19 protein-coding genes and 1 tRNA gene are annotated in these 24,098 nt (G+C 43.5%); 14 read left to right on the forward strand and 6 right to left on the reverse strand.

Translation table 11 applies throughout. The features are described 5' to 3' along the window. Positions 1-43: 43 nt before the first annotated feature. Genes QUA62_RS23970 through QUA62_RS23980 form a run of 3 tightly spaced genes read left to right on the forward strand, consistent with a single transcriptional unit; the run spans position 44 to position 2,605 of the window. Positions 44-2,131, forward strand: a complete 2,088-nt coding sequence (locus QUA62_RS23970) for a DUF262 domain-containing HNH endonuclease family protein (protein ID WP_333407241.1) — start codon at positions 44-46, stop codon at positions 2,129-2,131. A gap of 45 nt (positions 2,132-2,176) precedes the next feature. Continuing rightward, on the forward strand, positions 2,177-2,380 hold the full coding sequence (locus QUA62_RS23975) for a type II toxin-antitoxin system HicB family antitoxin (protein WP_333407243.1): 204 nt from the start codon (positions 2,177-2,179) through the stop codon (positions 2,378-2,380). Between the two features lie 18 nt (positions 2,381-2,398). After that, positions 2,399-2,605 carry a type II toxin-antitoxin system HicB family antitoxin gene (locus QUA62_RS23980; protein WP_333166080.1) on the forward strand — a complete coding sequence of 69 codons (207 nt, stop codon included), beginning with the start codon at positions 2,399-2,401 and terminating at the stop codon, positions 2,603-2,605. A gap of 78 nt (positions 2,606-2,683) precedes the next feature. On the opposite strand, the gene QUA62_RS23985 is transcribed toward QUA62_RS23980, so the two are convergent. After that, on the reverse strand, positions 2,684-2,815 hold the full coding sequence (locus QUA62_RS23985) for a PIN domain nuclease (RefSeq protein WP_333407246.1): 132 nt from the start codon (positions 2,813-2,815) through the stop codon (positions 2,684-2,686). Between the two features lie 143 nt (positions 2,816-2,958). After that, complete coding sequence (locus QUA62_RS23990; RefSeq protein ID WP_333407248.1) at positions 2,959-4,170, reverse strand: glycosyltransferase family 2 protein; 1,212 nt, start codon at positions 4,168-4,170, stop codon at positions 2,959-2,961. 123 nt (positions 4,171-4,293) lie between these two features. Between QUA62_RS23990 and QUA62_RS23995 the strand changes: the two genes are divergently transcribed. The 3 genes from QUA62_RS23995 to glcD all read left to right on the forward strand — a co-directional run bounded on the left by QUA62_RS23995 (position 4,294) and on the right by glcD (position 7,208). After that, the gene (locus QUA62_RS23995) at positions 4,294-4,686 is read left to right on the forward strand and encodes a transporter (protein ID WP_333407250.1); all 393 of its coding nucleotides are present in this window, start codon (positions 4,294-4,296) and stop codon (positions 4,684-4,686) included. A 92-nt stretch (positions 4,687-4,778) separates the two neighbouring features. After that, entirely contained in the window at positions 4,779-5,663 is an 885-nt protein-coding gene (locus tag QUA62_RS24000) for a DUF6671 family protein (RefSeq protein WP_333407252.1), read from the forward strand. A gap of 69 nt (positions 5,664-5,732) precedes the next feature. After that, the gene (glcD, locus tag QUA62_RS24005) at positions 5,733-7,208 is read left to right on the forward strand and encodes a glycolate oxidase subunit GlcD (RefSeq protein ID WP_333407254.1); all 1,476 of its coding nucleotides are present in this window, start codon (positions 5,733-5,735) and stop codon (positions 7,206-7,208) included. Positions 7,209-7,412: 204 nt separating this feature from the next. On the opposite strand, the gene QUA62_RS24010 is transcribed toward glcD, so the two are convergent. Beyond that, positions 7,413-9,305 (reverse strand): PAS domain S-box protein, encoded by a 1,893-nt coding sequence (locus tag QUA62_RS24010; protein WP_333407256.1) that lies wholly within the window; start codon positions 9,303-9,305, stop codon positions 7,413-7,415. 475 nt (positions 9,306-9,780) lie between these two features. Between QUA62_RS24010 and purH the strand changes: the two genes are divergently transcribed. Then, a complete protein-coding gene (gene purH, locus QUA62_RS24015; protein WP_333407258.1) occupies positions 9,781-11,328 on the forward strand; it encodes a bifunctional phosphoribosylaminoimidazolecarboxamide formyltransferase/IMP cyclohydrolase in 1,548 nt (515 codons plus the stop codon). 229 nt (positions 11,329-11,557) lie between these two features. Further along, a complete protein-coding gene (locus QUA62_RS24020; protein WP_333407260.1) occupies positions 11,558-12,493 on the forward strand; it encodes a 2OG-Fe(II) oxygenase in 936 nt (311 codons plus the stop codon). A 348-nt stretch (positions 12,494-12,841) separates the two neighbouring features. Here the strand turns inward: QUA62_RS24020 and QUA62_RS24025 are convergent, their stop codons facing one another. Then, entirely contained in the window at positions 12,842-14,323 is a 1,482-nt protein-coding gene (locus QUA62_RS24025; protein WP_333407262.1) for an ankyrin repeat domain-containing protein, read from the reverse strand. 96 nt (positions 14,324-14,419) lie between these two features. Here QUA62_RS24025 and QUA62_RS24030 point away from each other — a divergent pair, with 96 nt between their 5' ends. The 3 genes from QUA62_RS24030 (at position 14,420) to QUA62_RS24040 (ending at position 18,772) form a co-directional block, all read left to right on the forward strand. Then, entirely contained in the window at positions 14,420-14,890 is a 471-nt protein-coding gene (locus QUA62_RS24030) for a DUF4079 domain-containing protein (protein ID WP_333407264.1), read from the forward strand. A gap of 344 nt (positions 14,891-15,234) precedes the next feature. Further along, on the forward strand, positions 15,235-16,245 hold the full coding sequence (locus QUA62_RS24035) for an ATP-binding protein (protein ID WP_333407266.1): 1,011 nt from the start codon (positions 15,235-15,237) through the stop codon (positions 16,243-16,245). Between the two features lie 19 nt (positions 16,246-16,264). Beyond that, positions 16,265-18,772 carry a S8 family peptidase gene (locus QUA62_RS24040; RefSeq protein ID WP_333407267.1) on the forward strand — a complete coding sequence of 836 codons (2,508 nt, stop codon included), beginning with the start codon at positions 16,265-16,267 and terminating at the stop codon, positions 18,770-18,772. 226 nt (positions 18,773-18,998) lie between these two features. On the opposite strand, the gene QUA62_RS24045 is transcribed toward QUA62_RS24040, so the two are convergent. Beyond that, positions 18,999-19,069: transfer RNA gene (locus tag QUA62_RS24045), tRNA-Cys, on the reverse strand. A 178-nt stretch (positions 19,070-19,247) separates the two neighbouring features. On the opposite strand from QUA62_RS24045, the gene cpdA reads away from it, so the two are divergent. From cpdA to QUA62_RS24060, 3 genes are all read left to right on the forward strand, one after another. Beyond that, the gene (cpdA, locus tag QUA62_RS24050; RefSeq protein ID WP_333407268.1) at positions 19,248-20,027 is read left to right on the forward strand and encodes a 3',5'-cyclic-AMP phosphodiesterase; all 780 of its coding nucleotides are present in this window, start codon (positions 19,248-19,250) and stop codon (positions 20,025-20,027) included. Positions 20,028-20,215: 188 nt separating this feature from the next. Continuing rightward, complete coding sequence (locus tag QUA62_RS24055) at positions 20,216-21,694, forward strand: alpha-amylase (RefSeq protein WP_333407269.1); 1,479 nt, start codon at positions 20,216-20,218, stop codon at positions 21,692-21,694. Positions 21,695-21,859: 165 nt separating this feature from the next. Next, entirely contained in the window at positions 21,860-22,636 is a 777-nt protein-coding gene (locus QUA62_RS24060; RefSeq protein ID WP_333407270.1) for an SDR family NAD(P)-dependent oxidoreductase, read from the forward strand. 144 nt (positions 22,637-22,780) lie between these two features. Here QUA62_RS24060 and cofG read toward each other — a convergent pair whose 3' ends face one another. Next, positions 22,781-23,734: a 7,8-didemethyl-8-hydroxy-5-deazariboflavin synthase subunit CofG gene (gene cofG / locus QUA62_RS24065; RefSeq protein ID WP_333407271.1), complete on the reverse strand. Its 954-nt coding sequence runs from the start codon at positions 23,732-23,734 to the stop codon at positions 22,781-22,783. Positions 23,735-24,098 lie beyond the last annotated feature (364 nt).

Raw genomic sequence — 24,098 nt, forward strand, 5'->3', positions numbered from 1 at the left:
TAAGTGACGAACAAATCTTTAGATATATTTGGAGTGATTGGCAATGAAAGCAGATAGTTGGAAAATTGCCAAAGTTTTCAGTTCCGGTGGTGAAATTCATTATGTTATGCCCCACTTTCAACGCCAATATAGTTGGGAAAAAACTGAATGGGAAGTGTTATTAAAGGATGCGATCGCAATTTATGATGAATACGATCCCGAAAAAGAACCAGAACATTTTATAGGATCTCTGGTAGTCATCAATGATGGAACACGCGGCATAATGACAGCTTTTAACTTGGTTGATGGCCAGCAACGTTTGACCACCTTATCCTTACTATTTCTTGTTTTGCGGGATATTATCAAGCCCACCGATCAAAAGCTTGCTAAGAAAATCAATAAATTTGTAGTCAATTCAGATGAAGAAGGCGAAGGTGATGTTTATTTTAAACTTTTACCAACCAATAAATATGGCGATCGCCAAGCTTATCAAGCGATTATTTTAGAAGGAAATTATAAGCAATTTACTGAATCTGGCATACCTAAAGCTTATAATTATTTTCTTCCCGAAATCGAATCTAAAGTTAAAGAAGGTGAACTAGATATTGGTAAGTTTTTTACAGTATTACAGAACTGTTTTCAACTTGTTTTCATAGAACTTAATAAAGATGAAAATCCTTATCATATTTTTGAAAGTCTGAATGCCAAAGGCAAACCGTTAACTCAGGCAGATTTAGTCCGCAACTATATGGCGATGATGTTACCAACATCTCAGCAAGAAAATGCTTTTACTAAATATTGGGAAAAAATTGAGGGATTATTGCAAGAAAAACGAATAGTTGGGAAATCAGGGATGGGTGAATTAACGGCTTTTCTTCGGCATTATTTAGCAATGGAAACGAGAAATCTTTGTGCCGAATCCCATATTTATGCACGATTTCGTGATTATTGTAAAAAATTAGATGACCAAGCATTTGTCCTAGAAATTGCTAATCTCCTAAAATTTGCTGAATATTATGACAAACTACTGCGACCTGACAATGAAGACAACGAAAATATTAAAATAGTATTATTGCGCCTCAATACTTTCGACCTTTCTACTGCTTATCCGTTTTTATTAACGCTCTATAATGAGTATAAATCTCAAAAGATTGATCGTGAGGAGTTTATCGAATGCTTAAAATCACTAGAAAATTATTTGGTTCGTCGGTATATTTGTGGAAAACAAACAAACTATCTTAATAAAATGTTCCCCTCCATTTGGAAAGATGTAGAAGCAATGAAAAATGAAGATGAAGAAATCACTTTGCCAGAAGCTTTGCAAAAAGTTTTGATTGCCAAGCAATATCCTAATGATAATGATGTTAGACAATCAATTAAAAGCCGTCAACTTTATGAGAAAAACACTCACAAAATATGTCTTGTTATAGAAACAATTAATCGCCACTTGTCTAAGGGAAAAGGTGGGTTTACTGTCCTTGATCAAAAATCAACTATTGAGCATATTTTGCCACAAACGTCAAGCGAAGATTGGGAGAATGAACTTGGAGGTGAATTTCAACAAATCTACCAAGATTATTTACATACCTTGGGGAATTTAACTTTAGTTACTCCTGAGTGGAATTCACAACTTTCTAATTCATCATTTCTGGTGAAAAAGCAAAAACTGGCTGAACACGCTTTGCGAATTAATAGTGACTATTTTTCTCAAAGTATTAACCGATGGGATGAAAAAGCTATTCTCGAACGAGCTAATTTTCTCAGCATTAAGTTTATCGAAATTTGGCCATCTCTTGGAGAACATGAAGTATTTCCTAGTCGCACATCCGGTAAGCCAAAGTTGATTAAAATCTGTGGTGACGAAATTCCACTTCCTAAGCAAACCTGGCGACAAGTTACAATTCAATGCTGTGAGTGGGTGATTAAAAATAGATCGGATCGCTTTGAAAAGGCTAGAAATTTACTTAAACCTCATTTCCAAGAGAATCGCCCGGATAAAAATAGTGATGGAAATGAATGGCAGAAGTTAACAAATGGATGTTGGGTTGGTATAAATAAATCTGCGAAGGAGCATAGAAAATTTTGTCGTCGTTTTCTAGAAGCAGTTGGGATCTCAGAAGACGATTGGAGTATCGAATATGTCAGTGATTAGGAATGATTATTTAGAGTTTTGTTAAAAGGAAGAAGTATTACAACCATGATGACTTACAAAGGTTACAGTGCTAACATTGAAGTAGATTTAGCAGCCGAAATTCTTTTCGGACGAGTCCTCGACATTAATGACGTAGTGACTTTCAAAGCACAAAATATTGAAGAATCGCGCCAAGAATTCCAAAACTCGATCGATGATTATCTAGAGTTTGGCAAAGAATTAGGACAGGAACCAGCTCGACATTTTTGAGTGAGTTAAAATTCGTTAATGAAGTACGAAGTCATCATTTACTGGAATGAGGAAGACCAGGCATTTATTGCCGAAGTACCAGAATTGCCGGGATGTGCTGCGGATGGGGAAAATTATCAAGAAGCACTGCAAAATCTAGAGATTATTATGCAGGAGTGGATAGAAACGGCTAACGCACTGGGTCGTCCTATTCCTCAACCGAAAGGTCGCTTGATGTTTGCGTAGTTGAAATAGAATCACAGGTCATCGCCCTTATCTTCCCAAAGTGCGATCGCCCCTGTCTTCCCATCCAAAAATAATCCCTCAATTTCTCAAATTCTCCAACACTAACACCGTTAACCCCGGCAAAGAAGGCAACTGTGCATCATTTGTCAATAAAAACGAAGCACCCTCACAGATAGCTGTAGCCATTTGAATAGAATCGGGCGATCGCAAATTGTAACTTGCTCTCAGTTTGGCCGCTGTTTCAGCAATATCTGGAGTTAATTCAACTTAGAATCGAGGGAAGTGCGATCGCCCTGAGCTTCCACTGCATGGCAACTTAGTTTTGAAAAATGTTGGCAGTAACTTTAATGTTATCACCTACGCTTCAACCCCAGCACGCTGAGAAAAAAGCTCGACAAAACCATCTGCAAACCGACGGTCAGACAAGTGAGCGAGGGAATAACTAAACGCAGAGTTTTAGAAGGGTCGAGAGAACCGAAAGCTGTTTCGCTCCAGATAGTTAATGACAAGAACGAGCCAACTATTCCGATTAAAATCAGCGTGACTCCGACAATCAATCCTGTCTCTAGGGTGACATAGCGAAATATTTTGTTGAGTTTGGGGTCTTCGGGCAGGAATTTCTCGCTGATGGCGAAAATTTTGGTGAAAAAAGCGAAAGTTACTGCTTGAAAACCGATGATAATTGCGATCGCACCATACAGCAGCGTGTGTACATCAAAGCTGATACTCCCAATCTTTTGAGTACCGGGCAACAGCCAAATACTAACAATTAGACCCCAAATCATCAGCGCAGTACCCGGATACAAAAACAGCCACCGAGGACTGTAAAGCAGCAAAAATCGCAGGTGCCGCCAGCCATCTCGCCAAGTTCGCAAGTGCGGCGGCCGGCTGCGGCCGTCGGGAGAAAGTACGGTTGGGATTTCAGTTATCCGCAGCTTGTATACAGAGGCCTTGACCACCATTTCGCTAGCAAATTCCATCCCCGTTGTTTGCAAGTCGAGTTTCAAAATTGAGTCTCTCCTAAAACCCCTGAGTCCGCAGTGAAAATCGCCGACGGGACTTGCAAAAAATAGCCGCCCAACCCATGTCAGCACCGGATTTCCTAAATATTTGTGCAGCGGCGGCATTGCACCCGGTTTGATGCCCCCTTGAAACCGGTTTCCCATCACTAAGTCGAAACCTTCTCGCAATTTGTTGACAAAAGCGCCGAGGTTGGAAAAATTGTAGCTGTCGTCAGCGTCGCCCATGATAATATAAACTCCGCGCGCTGCGATGATTCCTCCCATCAGGGCGCTGCCGTAGCCTTTGGCTGCTACGGGCACAACTCTTGCTCCCATTCTGGTAGCGATATCTTGAGAACCGTCAGTGCTGCCGTTGTCTGCTATGATGACCTCGCCTGCAATATCAAGTTCGCGCAGCGACCTCAGTGCTTTCTGTATGCAGATTTCTAAAGTTTCTGCTTCGTTCAGACAAGGCATGACTATCGATAGTTCTAGAGTATATTCTCCGCTTGGGTTGGTCTGCTCTGCCATATATTTGTTCAACTCTCGATCGCGATCGACCATACTTGATTTTCCCGTATCTCTGCTTAAAATATTAGTGGTGAATAAAACCTAACAAAACTTAATTAAAGTTTTTGAGGTTTTTGGTAACAGCAATTTTTGATTGTACTATAGGTTAGTAAACTTATGAATAGAAGCGTTTTTCTGTTATTGCTTGCTGCAATATTGTGCGGCGTCGCAGGTCAATTCAGCCTGAAGGCAGGAGCTAAAATATTAGGGCCCATTGGCGCTGCTAATTTAATAGAAAAAATTATAGCCATGGCTACTCAGCCGTTGATTGTAGGGGGTCTTTCTTTGTATGCAATTTCTTCCATCGGCTTTATTGTAGTTTTGTCGCGGGCAAACCTTAGCATAGTCTCGCCTTTACTGTCAATTAGTTACCTATTTACTGTTTTAGGCGGCAAACTTATATTTCACGAGCCTTTGCCACCGCTGCGGTTGGTAGGCGTGGCGCTAATTATGACTGGAGTAATTTTTGTACTCAGAGGTCAAGTTGGGGGAGTGACTGGGGGCAACTAGCGATCGCTTTTAAGATTGACGCTTGAGTGCTGAATTGATAACTTAGGTCAAAGGGTGTATTTGAGCCTTCTGTTAAGAAATAATGCTGCTGTATGTCTAATATTTCTGAGCCTGTGAATCCCCATCAATTCTTGAGCGATCGCACCGCAGTTCTTGCTACCATGCACCAAAAAGAACGGGTGATGGCTCCAGTTTTGGAACGAGAATTGGGTGTAAAAATCATAGTACCTGCGGAACTTGACACAGACACTTTCGGCACCTTCACCAGAGAAGTTAAACGCTTAGGAACTCAAATAGACGCGGCTCGCCAGAAAGCACAAAAAGCTCTAGAAATTGCGGGCGAAACTCTTGCCTTTGCCAGCGAAGGTACTTTCGGCCCTCACCCAATGATGCCGTATCTGCCAGCTAACAGAGAAATAGTAATTTTATTAGATCGAGCCAACAATCTAGAACTCATCGGCGACTCTTTCTCGGTTGAAACTAACTACAGTCACGAGTTAGTTTCCAGTATAGAAGAAGCAGATGATTTTTCTAAAAAAGCTGGATTTCCCGAACACGCACTGGTGGTTATAGTTGGCGACGCTGCACTTGGTAACGGCGAAATTGTCAAGGGCCTTAGGACAGAAAAACAACTTTTTGACGCGGTGACAGCAGGCTTAAAAAAATCCTCAATCGGCCGAGTTCACATTGAAACAGATATGCGGGCGATGTACAATCCAACTCGGATGAAAAACATCGAAAATGCAACTCTAGATTTAGTTAAAAAATTTAAGCAATTCTGCCCGGAGTGCGGTTGGCCGGGATTCGATATTGCTGAGACGAAAATCGGATTGCCCTGCGGACTTTGCTATTTTCCGACTCAGCTAGTGCGATCGGCAATCTATAAATGCAAAAACTGCGGTTATACTAAAGAAAAAGTATTTCCCGACGGTCGAGAGACTGCCGATCCTTCCCTGTGTCAATATTGCAACCCTTAGAAAAATAATTGCCTAAACTTAGTAAAACTTGCCACAATATTATTGATAGTTCCCTAATTAAATTCACTAATGATAGCCATAGAAACACAACGCAACTGGAAACCCGTTATTAAAGAATTTGAGGCTGTAGTCGGCAAAAATGGGGTGGTGCAGCGCCGCGAAGAATTGATTGTCTACGAGTGCGACGGACTCGCCAGCTACCGCCAGCGCCCCGCCATGGTGGTATTGCCTCGAACTACCGAGGAAGTGGCGCAAGTGGTCAAAATATGCGATCGCAACTCAATTCCCTGGGTGGCTAGAGGCGCAGGAACAGGTCTTTCTGGCGGCGCTTTGCCTGTAGAAAACTGCGTGCTGATTGTCACTGCCCTGATGCGAAAAATCCTGAAAGTAGACTTAGAAAATCAGCAAGTTGTCGTGCAACCGGGAGTAATTAATAACTGGGTAACGCAAGCAGTTAGCGGCGCCGGTTTCTACTACGCGCCCGATCCTTCCAGCCAAATTGTTTGTTCGATTGGCGGCAACGTTGCCGAAAATTCTGGCGGTGTTCACTGCCTCAAATACGGAGTCACAACGAATCACGTTTTAGGATTAAAATTGGTAGTTCCCGACGGTTCTATTGTCGATGTCGGTGGCGAAATTCCCGAAATGCCCGGTTACGATTTAACTGGTGTATTTGTCGGTTCTGAAGGCACTTTAGGAATCGCCACAGAAGTTACTCTGCGAATTCTCAAAGCGCCGGAATCGATTTGCGTTCTCCTAGCGGATTTTTCCAGTATAGAAGCAGCGGGCGAATCGGTTTCCGATATTATCAGCGCTGGCATTATTCCCGGCGGCATGGAAATCATGGACAACATCAGCATTAATGCTGTGGAAGATGTGGTGGCAACTGGATGTTATCCCCGCGATGCGGCGGCAATTCTACTCATAGAAATCGACGGTTTAGAAGTGGAAGTTGCCACAAACAAACAGCGAATTGCCGATATTTGCAAGCATAACGGAGCACGAAATATCACCACGGCAAGCGACCCGGAAACGCGCCTAAAAATTTGGAAAGGGCGGAAAGCTGCTTTTGCGGCGGCGGGTCATCTCAGTCCTGATTATTACGTGCAAGACGGCGTAATTCCGCGAACCCAAATGGCTTATGTTTTGAAAGAAATTGAGGGTTTGAGCGAGAAATACGGTTATCGAATTGCTAATGTATTTCACGCGGGAGACGGGAATTTGCACCCGCTGATTCTGTACGATAACTCGGTAAAAGGTGCGCTGGAAAAGGTGGAAGAATTGGGCGGAGAAATTCTCAGGCTTTGCGTGAAAGTTGGGGGAAGTCTTTCGGGGGAACACGGCATCGGTGCTGATAAGAAGTGTTTTATGCCCGATATGTTTTCGGAGGTAGATTTGGAGACGATGCAGTGGGTGCGTCAGGTGTTTAATCCGAAAGGTTTGGCGAATCCTGGGAAGATGTTTCCGACGCCGAAGACTTGCGGGGAAGCGGCGAGGGCTAAGGTTGAAACTTTTAAGAAGTTGGAGGGTGCAGAGGTTTTTTAATGAGTTATTTAGGCGGGTAAGGTGAGCAAAAAAGCACCTGATAATTCTCTCTACAATGGGGAGGCAAAGCCTCTAAGTATGCGTTCCCAGCCAGAGTCGGGTAACGAGAAAAAACGATTTTTCTCGTTTTTTAGGAGTGCGAACGTCCCGCTCGCTTGTTTGCCTGTATATCAAGTTGGTAAAGCGCGGATTGCCCATTCTGCGCTAATGTGCGATCGGAATTTTGAGAGTAAATTCCGTGCCCTTGCCCAATTCCGAAGTACAATATAATTCCCCTTTGTGTCTTTCTACAATAATTTGATAGCTAATTGACAATCCCATTCCCGTGCCTTTACCAATGGGCTTGGTAGTAAAAAATGTATCGAATATCTGCTGTTTGACTTGCTCAGTTATTCCCGGGCCGTTGTCAGCAATTTTAATTGCTACAAAATTGCCGACCACTTCCGTACCAATCCTAATCTGGCTAGGATTTTCTACCATTTGTTGACAATTTTGCCTATTGTTCGCATCTTCTAAAGCATCGATCGCATTGCTGAGAATATTCATAAAAACTTGATTGAGCGGCCCAGCAAAACACTCAACAGTCGGCAATTGTCCGTATTGTTTTACAATTTGAATTGGCGGCTTTTCTCCGTTCCCTTTCAAACGGTGATTGAGAATTAACAGCGTGCTGTCAATACCTTCGTGGATGTTAACGGGTTTCATCTGTGAATCGTCATGGCGCGAAAAGTTCCGCAGCGACTGCACAATCTGGCAAATCCGTTCGACACCAACGCTCATGGAAGACAGTATTTTAGGTAAATCTTCAGCTAAAAAATCGAGTTCATTTTCTTCTCTTTCCTGTTGAATTTCCGCGACTGGATCGGGATAATGCTTTTGGTAAAGTTCGAGGTGGTGAAACAAGTCTTGAGTATAATTTGTGAGATGAGTGAGGTTGCCGTAAATGAAGCTGACTGGGTTGTTAATTTCGTGAGCGACGCCGGCAAGTAGCAAGCCCAAACTAGACATTTTTTCGCTTTGAACTAATTGGGAATTAGTGGCTTTGAGCTGGTTAAGTGTAGCTGCTAGTTGAGCGGCTTGTTCTCTGCTTTGTGCTTCGGAAATATGCAAGGCTTCTTCAGCTTGTTTGCGCTCAGTGATGTCTCTCTGTACGCCAATAAAATGAGTTAATTTGCCCAGGCGATCGCGCACGGGAGATATTGAGAAACAATTCCAGAAAGCGGTTCCGTCTTTGCGGTAATTCTTTAATATTACCTTGCATTCGCTTTCTGTTTGCAAGGCTTGGCGAATTATTTCTACTGCCGCCGGATCGGTATCGCTTCCGTGCAAAAATCGACCGTTTTTCCCGATAATTTCCTGCCGCCGATAACCGGTCATGCTTTCAAATGCGGGATTGCAATAAATAATTGGATGTTCTGGGTCAGTGGCGTCATAAATCGTAAATCCGGTGCTACTAGCTGCTATAGCTCGATCGTACAACCAAAGCATTTCTTCTGCACGTTTGCGATCGGTAATGTCCCGCAGCGTAGCTAAATAAGCCATTTCTCCATCCCATTCCGTTTCCACCACCCGCATTTCTACTACAGCATTTGCTTTTTGCTTGCGAATAGCTTCAACTTCTGTTTGCACGACGCGAGTTCCTGGCGCTTCTGTTTTTCCAACTTGGGGAATAATATCCGTCGCCATCTCAAGGTCGCAAGCTGAAACTTCTACTACTAAATTGCCAAAAAATGCTTGACCTAGAAGTTCCTCTGCCGTGCAGTTAAACAGCGCTTCTGCTGACGGGTTGGCAAAACAGACAAGTCCTCGCTTGTTAACGATTGCGATGCCGTCGGCATTTTTTTCGATCACATTCCGAAACCGAGATTCGCTAGCTTTCAAATCCTGCTTTAGCTGTTCCATTGCTCGCTCCATCTGCTGCAGTTCGCACAGACTAAGACTATAAGCTTCGGAAATGTTGGCATCTGTCGAATTCTCGGCTCTTTTTTTGGGAATCTGTTGGTAGTCGGTTCTGTGAATCATATTGTGAGCATTTTTTTTATGATTCCTGCTAATATTACTGACCTTATTTTCTGGATCGGCTTCTTGAAAAAACATATTTCTACCCTACCAAGTTATTTTTTCGATTAAGCTATTGCGATCGCCCAATTTTCCGGGAAATTTAGGGAGATCGCAATTTACACCCGATGCTAGCACATTACTTTTCTAATTCATCCTAAAACTTCGTTAAAATTCCTGAGTAATCGCGCTATAATTATCTATTAACTTTTATTAAGTAATTTCAACAACATTGATACTTACGTAGCGATACGAACGGTGCAAGCTGGATATGGCTTCAATCCCCCTCCCACTCACAAAATAATCCGTTCCACGCAAAAGTCCTAAATATTTAGAAGCCACGGGTCAGTATAAAATAATATATAATTTTGAAAAAAATTATACTTAAAAATGAGCGGACTCATCTTTAAATCGTCCAAAATAATCATAATTAGCCATTACCAAATCATCTCCCTGCAGGCAGATGTGATATAGAATATAACCTATCTATTTTTGCGATCGCAACTTCAAACCAATGGCACGTCTAGCACTTCTGAGCACATCCAATAAAAGCGGACTAATCGACTTAGCGCGCACTCTAGTAGAAGAATTTGAATTTGACATAATTAGTAGTGGCGGGACAGCAACAGCCCTCAAAGAAGCAGGCATCCCAGTGACCAAAGTTGCGGAATATACTGGTTCTCCCGAAATTTTGGGAGGGCGAGTCAAAACACTTCACCCACGAATCCACGGTGGCATTTTAGCACGCCGCGATGTACCGGAAGACCTCGCAGACTTAACAGCAAATCAAATTCGGGCGATCGATCTAGTTGTAGTCAATTTGTATCCATTTGAAGAGACAATTTCTAAGCCAGGAGTTACTCTAGCAGACGCAATTGAGCAGATAGATATCGGCGGGCCGGCAATGTTGAGAGCCTCAGCCAAAAACCACGCTCATTTGACAGTGTTGTGCGACCCCGAACAGTACAATACTTATTTAAAAGAACTGCGGGAAAATGGCGGCGAAGCATCCTTAGAGTTTCGGCAAAGATGTGCGCTAGAAACATTCAAACATACAGCAAACTACGATCGCGCGATCGCAAATTATCTCAGCAGCAGCCAATCCCCTGAAGCATCTTCGCTACCAGACCAGTTTAATTTATCAGGAAAAGAGTTGCAAACTCTGCGCTACGGCGAAAATCCCCATCAAGCCGCCACCTGGTATCAAAGCGGAAGTACACCGACAGGCTGGACGACTAGCACCATTCTGCAAGGCAAAGAATTAAGCTACAATAATTTAGTAGATTTAGAAGCAGCAAGGCGGCTGATCGTAGAATTCCCCGACACACCCGCCGCCGCTATTCTGAAGCATACAAATCCTTGCGGCACAGCCTTGGGAACAACTATTTTTGAAGCGTATCAAAAAGCCTTTGACACCGATTCAGTCTCAGCTTTCGGCGGCATTGTCGCCCTCAATCGCCCCATAGATGCTGCTACCGCAACGGCGTTAACTCAAACATTTTTAGAATGTATCGTCGCGCCGGGGTGCGAACCAGAAGCCGAACAAATTATCAAGAAAAAGGCGAAAGTTCGAGTATTAATTTTGCCAGATTTGACTCAAGGGCCGCCACAAACTGTTAAAGTTATTGCAGGCGGTTTGCTGGTGCAAGACTCAGATAATATAGTAGAAGAAACTAGCAAATGGCGGGTTGTTACTGAGAAACAGCCGACGGCCCAAGAGTTGGAAGAATTGCTGTTTGCTTGGAAAGTAGCGAAACACGTCAAATCAAATGCGATCGTTGTGACGCGCGATCGCACTACAATCGGTGTCGGCGCCGGACAAATGAATCGCGTCGGCTCAGTTAAACTAGCATTAGAACAAGCAGGAGAGAAGAGCAAAGGAGCGATTTTGGCCAGTGACGGTTTCTTCCCCTTCGACGATTCAGTCAAAACTGCGGCTGAGGCGGGCATAATTGCGATCGTCCAACCAGGCGGAAGTATGCGCGATCAAGATTCCATTCAAGCTGCCAACCAACTCGGAATCACAATGGTTTTCACTGATATCCGCCACTTCTTGCATTAATTAAGTTCGTAGTGTAGTAATGACATCTTAGTTATCTCTCACGAACAGGGAAGATGCCTATTCCACAAAGAGTCAATTCTATTGTGGGGTGGGCTTCTAGCCCGCCCTCAAGCAATGATGGAATTTTTGTTCTTCGATCTTCCATATTCCATCTTCCTTCTCCCATCCATCCGTTACATCCGCCCTTGCGAATCCGTTGCCGAACTTTTTTCTTCTATAACTAACGGCTATGACTAGCACAATTCAACCGCAAATTAAACCCCAAGACATAAAAGTCAAAATCCTGCTCACTGGCGGACATCAATGCACCGTCACGCTCAAATCAGATACACCATTATTGCACAGCCTGATCAAAACATTAGTCGATCGCACTCAACCAACACCCGGTTTTTCCACCTTATTTCAAATCCCTATAGACGGAGGTCGTTCCGCCCTTTCTTTTCCCGGCGAAAACCTAGTGGGATTAGTCACCGAACCCCCAATTTACTTGCAGGAACTGCAACCGCAGCAGCCTGCAACTCCCGTAGAAATTCCCGCCGCAGAAATTCCCGCCCCTGCGCCGCCTGTAAATGACGATTTAATATCTCGCTACGCCCAAATAGACAACTTTTTGACCCCCGCCGAAAAGAACAAACTCATTAAATATGTCTTAGCAAAAGAATCAGAATTTGTGAGTACCAGCACCTCAACTAATGCCGAAGATTACCGCCGTTCGATGGTACTCCACTCGTTCCCCGAATTTTCGGAACTGATGGTTAATCGCATCAAAGCAATTCTCCCCGACGTGCTGAAAAGTTTAAATATTCCGTCATTTCCCCTGGGTGAGATAGAAGCTCAGCTAACCATGCACAATGACAACAACTTTTATAAACTTCACAACGACAGTGGCTCGCCAGATACCGCCAGCCGATTTTTTACTTACGTTTACTATTTCTATCGAGAACCCAAGGGTTTTTCAGGTGGCGAGTTGCAGATTTATGACAGCAAAATCGAGAACAATTTTTATGTTGCGGACAAGACATTCAGAACCGTTGAGCCTCGCAATAACAGCATTGTATTTTTTCTAAGTCGCTATATGCACGAAGTTTTGCGAGTTAGCTGTCCCTCAAAAGCTTTTGCTGATAGCCGCTTTACTATTAACGGCTGGGTACGCAAAGCAAACTGAGGTTAATATCGATTCCGGTTGCACCGGAATGCTTGTTGACTGTTGACTGTTGACTGTTGACTGTGAGTCCAAAAAATGAAAATTGCGCGAATTATTTGTTGGCAGCTTGATTCGACTTTACCCCCGACGATGAAGCGCGGATTTGATATCATTCCGGCGCAGCCGGAATTGATATAATTCATCGTCTTGGACGCACTAATTACCTAATTTTGTCATTCTGAGTGAAGCGAAGAATCTCAAATTCTTGCCACACCGTTACAATGCGTAAGTCCCGATATCTGAGCTTCTTCGCTTCCCAAAGCCTACCCTCAGAATGACAGAATTACCTTACTCAAAACTATTTAATTCTTACTCCAGTGCTCCAGCACTTTTGAGCAATTTCACCACACTGGAAGAACCCTTAAACTCAGCCAGCATTAAAGCTGTATAATTTCCCGGATTTTTGTGGTTTAGTTCTGCACCAGCCTCAATTAAAATTGTTACTGCCTCAGCATAACCCCGATGTGCTGCCCACATTAAAGCAGTTGCGCCCGAATCATCTAGCAAGTTGACATCTGCACCTTTTTCGACTAATAATTGGACGATCGCAATATGACCGCGATCGCACGCCTTCATTAAAGCCGTTTTCCCCAAATCCGCCGGGACATTGGGATCGGCACCGCCGTCAAGCAAAGCTTTCACCGTCTCGGTATGTCCGTGAAACGCAGCCAGCGTCAAAGCCGTCTCCCCAAAGTTTTTAGCATTCAGAAAATCAGCCGGATTTGAGTTTACTTTTTGCAGCAAAGCCGATACGATCGCACTATGGCCGTGAACAGCCGCCACCAGTAAAGGCGTATCGCCCAACCGATTTCTCGAACCGACACTAGCACCTCGGTTTAAGAGCAATTCCACGACATCTTCGCAGCCTTCAACCACGGCTAAATTCAAAGCAGTTTCATCATCTTTATCCTTAGCGTTGATATCGGCGCCCGCATCGAGTAAGATATGGGCGATCGCCGCATTTCCCCCAGCAGCAGCGGCCATCAAAGCCGTGCCCCCATCTCCATTTTTCACATTCGCATTAGCACCCGCACCAAGCAAAGTTTGCACTACATCAGTATTGCCGGCATCCGCAGCCAAAGTTAAAGCAGTTTCTCCGTTTTTGTCGGGAATTTCGACATCAGCACCAGCAGCCAACAGCGCCTCGACAACAGCCAAATTTCCCGCTGTCGCAGCCAGCATCAAAGCAGTTTTGCTCTCTAGATTTTTAACATTAGCATCCGCCCCACAATTGAGCAAAATTCGCACAATTTCAGCGCTTCCTTGACGGACAGCTAAAAACAGCATAGAATTGTCAGCAACAGCACCCGCATCTGCCAAAGCTTTTACAACAGCTAGATGACCGGATAAAGCAGCTATTTTCAGAGCAGAATCTCCATCTTTATCTTGGACATTTACATCAGCATTAGCATCAAGTAACATCCGCACAACATTGATATCGCCCTTCAGAGAAGCCGCCATCAAAGCCGTACTTCCATCATCATTTTTAGCATTAACATCAGCACCCGCAGCCAGCAACAGCCGCACAGAGTCAGCCTGTTTGTGAGCCGCCGCCAGCATCAAAGCCGTTAGCCCAAAACGCCTGCTCACCTGGTTGACATTAGCGTCATTGTTTAGTAGAGTACGCACGATTTCTGTATAGCCCTTTTGGGCAGCAAACATCAAAGCCGTCGTCCCCTCAGAGTCTTTGGCGTTAGCGTTAACATTCTTAGCGAGTAAAGCTTGGACGTGAATAATGTTGCCAGTCTTGGCGGCTTGAATCAATACAGCGTCTTGTTTAGTGGCAGGCATAATAGTCTCTCATACCGTATATTTTTACCGTCGCACGAGACGGACTGACTGGTATGCTAAGTTTTATGAAGTATGTTTGCTAATCCTCAGAACACTATGAATCTCGAAATTCCTCAGTCAGTGAAAGTTTGGAGCCAATTCATCCACCCAATTTTAATGTGGGTACTGTTGGCTATCTCATTTTATGCTTTGTATCTGGGCATTCAAATCCGACGTACCAGAAGTGCGGAAGGCGAAGTCAAAAAAGAGTTACTTAAGGGCAAATTCAACGTCAAGCACCACCAGATGGGTTCTTTGCTGTTAGCCTTGATGGTTACGGTTGCGATCGTCGGGATGGCCGTCACCTACATCAACAACGGCAAGCTATTTGTCGGGCCGCACTTGCTAGCAGGGTTGGGAATGATGGCCATAATTGCGATCGCAGCCTCGCTGACACCTTTGATGCAAAAAGGCAATGATTGGGCGAGAAACACTCACATCTTTCTGAATATTGTGCTGTTGGGGCTGTTTGGCTGGCAAGCGGTATCAGGCGTGGAAATCCTGCAAAGAATTATCAGCAAAATGTGATAATTTGGGTAAGATTGCTAATTGCTAATTGCTTTGGGGCGATTAGTGATTAGCAATTAAATTGTCCTATTTTTATTTAACCTATAAGGACGAGGCGTTAATTATTTCAAGTGAAAAGCAAATTTTAATCATTCCTTATAAAATAGCGGTAAGGTAATCTGACAATTCTCTATAAACTAGAATTTCTTCAGATTAATTGAATTATTAATTATATTAAATAAAACCTCGGAGCGACCACAAAATAAATACATAAAAATCAGTATTTAAAATGTTGACTTTTTAGTAAAAATGGACTATATTTAATTAAGGAAGGTATGTAGAGTATTAAACTCCTGTTGCAAGATATGGCGCGTGGCGAAACCCTCAGGAAACTATTCAGAAGCTTCTCTCACAATGAAAGAGATGAGTTTTTGGCTGCCGCTAGAGAAATTATTGAAGAAGAAAAAAATAAAAATCATGTCTTACTGGCTAGAGATCTAGAAAAGCTTCTTCTAAATGGGACTGAATACACCAAACCTCTAGCTGCTAATTTGGCACCTTGGAATCAGTTTCCTGAACCTCCTAAAGACAAGGATACTGGACTTTCCTTGCTTAATGTACAACGATTCGATCTTACTTGGGATCGCATCGTACTCAGTGAAAAAATTGTTGATATCCTTCAAGAAATTGTCCTTGAAAACCGCAAGCAAGACATCCTTGTCGCCTATAACCTGAAGGCGAAAAACAAATTGCTTTTCTGCGGCCCACCTGGTTGCGGCAAAACTCAAACCGCAAAAATCCTTTCCAGTGCGTTGGGGCTACCGCTTGTTTATGTGAACTTAACAGCGGTATTCTCTTCTTACTTAGGTCAAACTGCAACTAATCTTCAGAAAATTTTCACCTACATTGAAAACGGTGAGTGGGTTGTTTTGTTCGATGAGTTTGATGCTATCGCCCGCGATCGCGATAACTTAAATGAACACGGTGAGGTCAAACGCCTAGTGAATAGCTTACTACAGCTCATAGATAATGCGACTAATCAAAGTATCTTTGTCGCAGCTACTAATCATGAGAAGCTACTCGACAGTGCAGTTTGGCGACGCTTTGATGAAGTTATTTTCTTTGATAATCCAACAGTTGAACTGCGGACGGCTCTTTTGAGTCGCTATCTGTCTGCGATCCGTTATACTGCTATTGATATATCTAGTTTTGCAGCTCGGCTTGAGAATGCTACTGGAGCAGATATAGAGCGGATCTGCTCTGATGCGATTAAAGCTGTGGTTCTGCGAGGCGAACGTACCTTGACTGCTGATGATTTAGAATTGGCGATCGGGCGTTTTTTAGACAGACAAAGTATAATAGCCAACTCAAAATAATTATTTACGTCTAGACCTAATGGTAAGTAAGTTTGAACATTTGAAATTACCTAGAATAAACATCGAATTACCTCGGCGAGCGAACCCGGGATTTGGCGGTAACAAACGCCCTAATATTAGTGAACATAGTAAGCATTTATTGGGTAAAATTTCCATCTTGACTGAGCCTGTCAAGGAAAAAACGAATCCCTTTCGTTTCGATCCAAAGTTAATTTTTAAGCTAAAAATGGCTAAACAAGGTTATATTTCAGATGATTTGGTGACTTTAACAGGACTTAATTGTTTAGCGCGTGAACCCAACAAAGCTATTGTGGTTTTTTCATCTGATAATGAGCTAACAGAGTTCAAAAAAAGGTTAGAAAATTACAGTCAAATAGAAGATGGGCCTAAATATGAATATTTAGGAGCAATTGATGACGTAGTTCCTCTAGAACGTGAGGATCGCATTGGTCGTCTATTGGAGCTAAAGCCTGTAGAATCAGATGAACTTGCGCCCTTAGATTTGGAGCTGTGGCACACAGGCGATCGCCAAGAAATGCGAAAGTATTTAGATGGTATTACCGAAATACTAGAATATTTGTCCAGTGATACTGCTCCTATGAGAATGAGCGATCGCTACATAGGTGAATATCTCTGTATAGCTCGCATTAAAGTCACTCATGAAGTTTTAGAGCTTTTGCTAGAAGTGGAAATTGTTAAGGAAATCGATCGCCCTCCCCAACCTGCATTTGAAAGCACTGCTGATTATAATCTACCAATTGTTAGTTTTCCAGAAGTTGTTTCCCCACCTGAAGATAATTGTGGCATTCTTGTGATAGATTCTGGCGTACAGCGTGGTCATCCGTTGATTGCTCCAGTGTTGGGTGAAGCTGAAGTATTCCCAGATGCAAACCGGCAATTCATAAAAGGTGGCCCTGACGATGTAAATGGACATGGTACTAATGTCGCTGGAATTGCTATCTATGGAGATGTTGAGAATTGCATTAAACAGCGTTCGTTTGATCCAACAGCTTGGCTATTTTCTGCTCGTGTGACAAACGATGACAACCAATATGATGAGGATCTTCTCGTAGAAACTCAACTCGATCAAGCCATTCGTGCTTTTGTTGAACAGTATCCCAATTGCAAAGTAATCAATATCTCACTGGGTAACGCTGACCAAATTTACAGAGATGGTCTGAAGCAGTTTCGATTAGCTGCAAAGATCGATGAAATTGCTTATCAATACCAAGATAAAAATATTGTTTTTGTAATTTCAGCAGGAAATGCTTTTTATGAAGAGGCAAAATCCGATGAGCAACTACGGACTGATTACCCAAATTATCTGCTGAAAAAGAGCGCTCGAATCATCGATCCTGCAACTTCAGCAATTGCACTAACCGTTGGTTCTTTATCATTTGGTCGCGGTAGCATCACGGAACCTTCTGATGTCGGTCGTCAGGCGATCGCAAAACTACTAGGATACCCTTCTCCATTTACCAGAACTGGCTTTGGAGTGGATGGAATGATTAAGCCCGATGTTGTAGATTTTGGTGGAGATTTAGTATTAGACTTCAGTTATCGAGAAAGTCGAGAAAGTCTGGGTCTACCTAAAACCCCTAAAACCAATATACTTTCAGATAATGTAGCTGGTGTCTCTGTTCGGACTTTATCCAAAGATTACTACAGTTCTTTGTTTCAGCTATGCAGTGGTACAAGCTTTGCTGCTCCTCGTGTTGCTAACCTTGCTGCTCAACTATTCACAAAATACCCGGATGCTAGTTCTAATTTGATTCGGGCACTGATTGTCAATTCTGCGGTTCTTCCTAAAGAAATTCCGCCCGAATTTCAATGTAAAAGTGGGCAGCCTCAGGGTGAAAAGACAAAAACAATTAAGAACCAGCTAGCAATCTATGGTTATGGGCAGCCTGAACTGCAACGTGCAATGTATTCCGCCGAGAACTATGTTGTTCTATCAGAGGATAATATTTCGATAAAAGTAGGAAGTTTTCATATTTACGAAATTCCCCAGTTGCCATCTGATTTCCTGAAGAAACAAGGCACTCGTATATTGTCCATTACCCTCGCATTTGACCCGCCAACCCGTCCGACTCGTGGAGACTCATATCTAGGAGTCACGATGGAATTCGACCTTTTTAAAGGCATCGATCGCGAAATTGTTAGAAATGCTTATGAAACGGCTACCAAGACAAGTTTGCCTGATGAGTCTCCAGACAACACAAAAACAAAGTTAAAGGAAAAACATGGCGCTGGTATTGAAGTCACATTGTCTCCTAGTTCCACTGTGCGGAAAAAAGGAACAATACAAAGGGGGCAAGTAGAAATTTTTGATCGCTCCACAAAATACGATCAAGGAAACATGACCCTAATTGTAAGTTGTAACCGTAAATGGGCCAAACCCGATGAAATTAAAATACAACGTTATGCCTTAGTTGCTTGCATTAGTCATTCCGATCCTACAGTTGATTTATATAATCGTATGAAAAACCAGATAGAACCAAGAGAGAGAATTCGAGGAAGAATTTAACAGGTGATGGAGTAGTGAGAGTAACCATGAAAAAATAGCATAAGAGACAAGAACAGTCCGGGACACACTATCAACATAAAAAAGCCGGTTTCTCGTTCTCATCCTTAACCTAAAATTACGCAATCAGGTTAAGAAACCGGCTTTTTGCCTCAGTCTTAAAGAATTAAATTTCGCCACAACCCTCGAAAGGTTTGCCGATCGCCCCACATCTAACAAAAATTAAAAAAGGCGGCACCCAGATTTGAACTGGGGGTGGAGGTTTTGCAGACCTCTGCCTTACCACTTGGCTATGCCGCCGTTACGTCTGAAATTTGACGTTTTCTTATAGTACACCAAATCTCGAAAATTTTAACATACCTGTCAAAAATTTCGTAAAGCGCAGCTATCCCCTAGGGAATCGCCCTTTTTTCCCATATCCCCAAAACCCTTGTAGGAAGGTATTCTAGAACTACATCGATCGCCCGCAACACCAGCCATGACACCAGTTTCTCCCTTACTCGTCGCCCAAATCACCGACACTCACTTGTTTGCAGAGATCGATCGAGAATGGAAAGGCCTCTCAACAACCCGCACCCTCCAAGCAGTTCTCGATCGCTTGCAACAGATACAGCGGCCGCCCGACTTACTCCTACTCACAGGCGACTTGTCGCAAGACGAAACACCCGAATCCTACCAGCGCCTCGTCTCCCTCATCGCCACCCTCGGAATACCCGCCTACTGGATACCTGGGAACCACGACAACATCCCAGTCATGGCAGAAATCTTAAATCAACCGCCCCTTTCCCCAGAAAAATCATGGATGCTAGGAAACTGGCAATTTCTATTACTCTCGAGTGTGGAAGCCGGATGCGACGGCGGGCGGCTTTCCCCAGAAAGCTTGCATTGGCTCGACTCTCAACTGCAACAAACGGGCGATCGACCTGTTATCATTGCCTTGCACCATCACCCGCTGCCGATCGACTCTGAAATCATGGATGGAATGATGCTGCACAATGCCGATGAATTTTTAGCAATTGTCGATCGATACCCTCAAATCAAAATAGTCCTCTGCGGCCACATTCACCAAGAATTCCACCAACAGCGGGGCTCAGTTACCTACTTGGGGACACCCAGCACCTGCATCCAACTTTTACCCAAAAGCCATCCGATTATAGTTGACGAAATCCCGCCCGGATTTAGATTGCTTGAATTGGCGATCGACGGTACTTGGAGCACAAGAGTTGAGCGAGTCGCCGAAGTATTGCCACCCTTTTAATAATTTTCGATAGCCTAAAAATTTATATCAAATTTACATTTTTTTGTCAATCCATCAACAGATAGATTGTTGTGACCAACCCCATCTATTATGATAATTATTGGCTATAGATTGCAGGCATAGCTAGAGGGCTCGGCAACGAACAAAAATATATCTAGCAACATTACAAAACAGGAAAAACTAAATATATGTCTGAACTAAATGGCGTGATGATGCAGTATTTCCACTGGTACAGCCCCGCTGACGGGAACCTGTGGAATCAGCTAGCGGAATCTGCCAAAGATTTAGCCAAAATAGGCATTACATCCCTTTGGTTGCCACCCGCCTATAAAGGAACAGACGGCGCCCAGGAGGTAGGTTACAGCGTCTACGACTTATTCGATTTAGGCGAATTCGACCAAAAAGGGTCAGTACCCACGAAATACGGGACAAAAGATGAGTATTTGCGCGCGATTAAAGCTGCACAAGATGCAGGAATTCGGATTTATGCCGATGTTGTCTTCAACCACAAATTAGGTGCCGATGCAGAAGAAGAAGTCGAAGCTACACCCTTCCATCCCGAAGACCGCAATGCCCCAGTAGGCGAATATCAAAAAATCAAAGCTTGGACGCATTTTACCTTCCCCGGCCGCGACAAAAAATATTCCAGCATGGAGTGGCATTGGTGGCATTTTGACGCCATTGATTACAACATTTACAACACAGAAACCCATGCCGTTTACCTGCTAAAAGGCAAAGAATTCGATCAAGGAGTAGACTTAGAAAAAGGTAATTATGACTACCTGATGGGTTGCGATTTAGATATGGACAACCCAGAAGTCACCGGCGAATTAAAATACTGGGGTGAGTGGTATGTCGATACAACAAACGTTGACGGCTTTCGCTTCGATGCCGTCAAACACGTATCAGCAAAATTTTTCCAAGAATGGTTGGAACACGTCCGCCACTATGCCCAACGCGACCTATTTGCCGTCGGCGAATATTGGTCTTACGAAGTGGAAGCTTTGCACTACTTCATCGAAGCAACGGAGGGTAAAGTCTCCTTATTTGACGCGCCCCTCCACTACAACTTCCACGCTGCTAGCAAGGCCGGCAATAGCTACGACTTGCGAACAATTTTTGATAACACCCTCGTCCAACAGCAACCAGCCCTCGCCGTTACCTTGGTTGACAACCATGATTCCCAACCCTTACAATCCCTAGAATCAGTTGTCGAGCCTTGGTTTAAACCCCTTGCCTACGCTTTAATCCTGCTGCGGCGCGAAGGATATCCGTGCATTTTTTACCCGGATTATTACGGCGCTAACTATAAGGATAAAGCAAATGATGGCAATGAATACGAGATTTGGTTAGACCAACATCAGTTTATGGTAGATAAATTCTTGTTAGCGCGCCAAACTTATTCCTACGGCAATCAGTACGATTATTTCGACCACCCCAACACTATTGGCTGGACGCGACTTGGAAATGAAGAACATCCAGGCGGCATGGCTGTGCTACTCAGTAACGGAGGCGATGGCACTAAGTTTATGGAAGTCGGACAGCCGAATCGAACTTATATTGACATCACCGAACACATCCAAGAACCGATCACGACGAATGAGGATGGTTGGGCTGATTTTAGGTGTAACGCCGGTTCAGTCTCTGTCTGGGTTCCGCAGCCGTAAGGACTGTGTTAACAGCAAAAAGTAAAAAGCAAGATATGTTTTTACTTTTTGCTTTCATATTTTTGATAACTAAAATCTATCTATAGTTAGGACTAAAGCTCTCTCTTTAGTCCTATTTTTAGAATGTGCGATCGTGTATAATATGATTTTACATAAAAAATAATTATGAAACTTTCACAAAAAGTTGCCGTTATTACTGGCGGAGGGTCGGGAATTGGTCGTGCAGCGGCAATTTTAATGGCCAAGGAAGGCGCAAAAGTTGCTGTTATCAATCGCACTTTAGAAACCGGGCAAGAAACCGTCCGCCAGTTGGTCGATGAAGGAGGCTGCGGGCTAGCTATTGCAGCAGATGTGGCCGATTATATGCAAATGCAACAGGCATTTCAAACCATTTTTGATGAATATCAAAGAATTGATATTGTGTTGGCAAATGCAGGTATTAACGGTGTATGGTCGCCCATAGAAGAGATAGAACCCGAAGAGTGGGACAAGACAATTAATACCAACCTCAGAGGAACATTTTTGACTGTTAAGTATGCTGTTCCTTATCTGAAAAAACAAGGAGGTTCCATCGTCATTACATCGTCGATTAATGGCACCAGAAGTTTCAAGAAAGTTGGGGCCACAGCTTACGCTTCCACCAAAGCGGCCCAAGTAGCTTTAGCGAAAATGCTGGCGCTAGAACTTGCTCCCAGCCAAATCAGAGTCAATGTTATATGTCCGGGCGCGGTGGAGACTTCCATTGAGGAAAGCACGGTTAAGCGCCATCTTGATGACATTCCACTCGAGCCTGATTCCCTTCAAGACCTGATTCCTTTGACGGATAATACCCCCGGTTCTAGCGAACAAATCGCCCAATTAGTTTTATTTTTAGTATCCGATGCGTCCAGCTTTATCACAGGTACTGAAGTCTGGATTGATGGTGGCGGTTCTTTGATTTAAAATCTCTATAGCAGCAATTTAAAGAATGTTGCTACCAATTACCCATTACCCATAATTAATGACTGAATATCAAGCAATTTGGTCACAAGCCCCCGGATTTATCAGTAGGCTCAATTCTTCAATCTAAAATCTAAAATCTAAAATCTAAAATCGATTGACTCTCCATTGTTTGACAGCAGTTTGCAATGTCTGCAGCAGCCACTTATCGTACTGAGGATAAACAGGCAAACGCTTTACGAGTTGCCATCCCGATGCTGCTAAAATTTCTGTTAAAGTTTGGTGTTGCAGGTGAGGATAATCGGGATTAACTTCATCCCGCGGCCCAATTCCTCCTAAATCTCTAGCACCTGCTTCTAAACAAGCCAGCAATATGTCTGGCTGTGCAACTAAATTTGGGGGAATTTGCAGCCTGATTTCAGATGGTAAAATGCTGCGGGCGATCGCAATTACTTCGGGCATTTTTGTAGCATCAAAAACTTCACCGTCCCAACTTTGCTGATTTCCCGGACTGTGTGGCTGGAGGATAACTTCTTGAATGTGATTGTAACGCGAATGAATCCGGGCGATCGCCTCCAGCGTCTCAATCCAATCTGCCTCACTTTCCCCAATTCCCAGCAGCAAACCAGTTGTAAACGGAATCTTCAATTCCCCAGCCCATTCTAACTGTTGCAGCCGCAGCGCCGGCACTTTACTCGGTGCGTGTCGGTGAACAGTTTGTAACAAATGTGGCGCAAGCTGTTCTAGCATCAGCCCCATCGATACATTCACCTGTTTTAACTGTGCCATCTCCTCAAAGCTGAGCGGTCCGACATTAGTATGCGGCAAAAATCCCAGAGCAAGTGCCAGTTCGCACAACTCGTAAATCCGCTGCAACCAAGCTTTTCGCCGTTGACTGTGAGGATGTACCTCGCCACTGAGGATGAGAATTTCAATTACACCTTGAGTTTGCAAGAACTTGAGCTGTTTTTCGGCTTCTGGTAGTGTCAGCCAAGGACTTTGCAGGGGTTCGACCCGAAAATTGCAATAGGTGCAGCGGTTAAAACACTCGTAAGTGGGAACCAGAGTATAAGCAGGGCTGTAGGTGACGGTGCGGGACATTCCTTGGGACTTTTATCGATCGGACTTACGCAACAACATATATCTGTGCAGTGCGAGTTTTGCGGTTGGCGATCGCAACCCTTCATCTATCTTAACACTGACGCAAGCCCGGAATCTCGTTGCCCAGGTAGATTATGAGTATTCTTCATTTGTGGGCGATCGTCCACGAATTCCGCCTTCTGCTTTTAAACTCCCTATACAGTAAGCTTTCGGGCTTATGATAACTATAACTTATAATGGATATAAGAAAAACTGTGCTTAAAACTCCTTTACAAACGGAAATAAAAGCTTTATGTTTATTTACATGGCGGAACACAAAGCCGTCACGAACATTGAAAACAAAATAAAGCAATCATAAACAAAT

Origin of the sequence: Microcoleus sp. MON1_C1 (assembly GCF_036701945.1) — a bacterium.
Taxonomy (GTDB): domain Bacteria; phylum Cyanobacteriota; class Cyanobacteriia; order Cyanobacteriales; family Microcoleaceae; genus Microcoleus.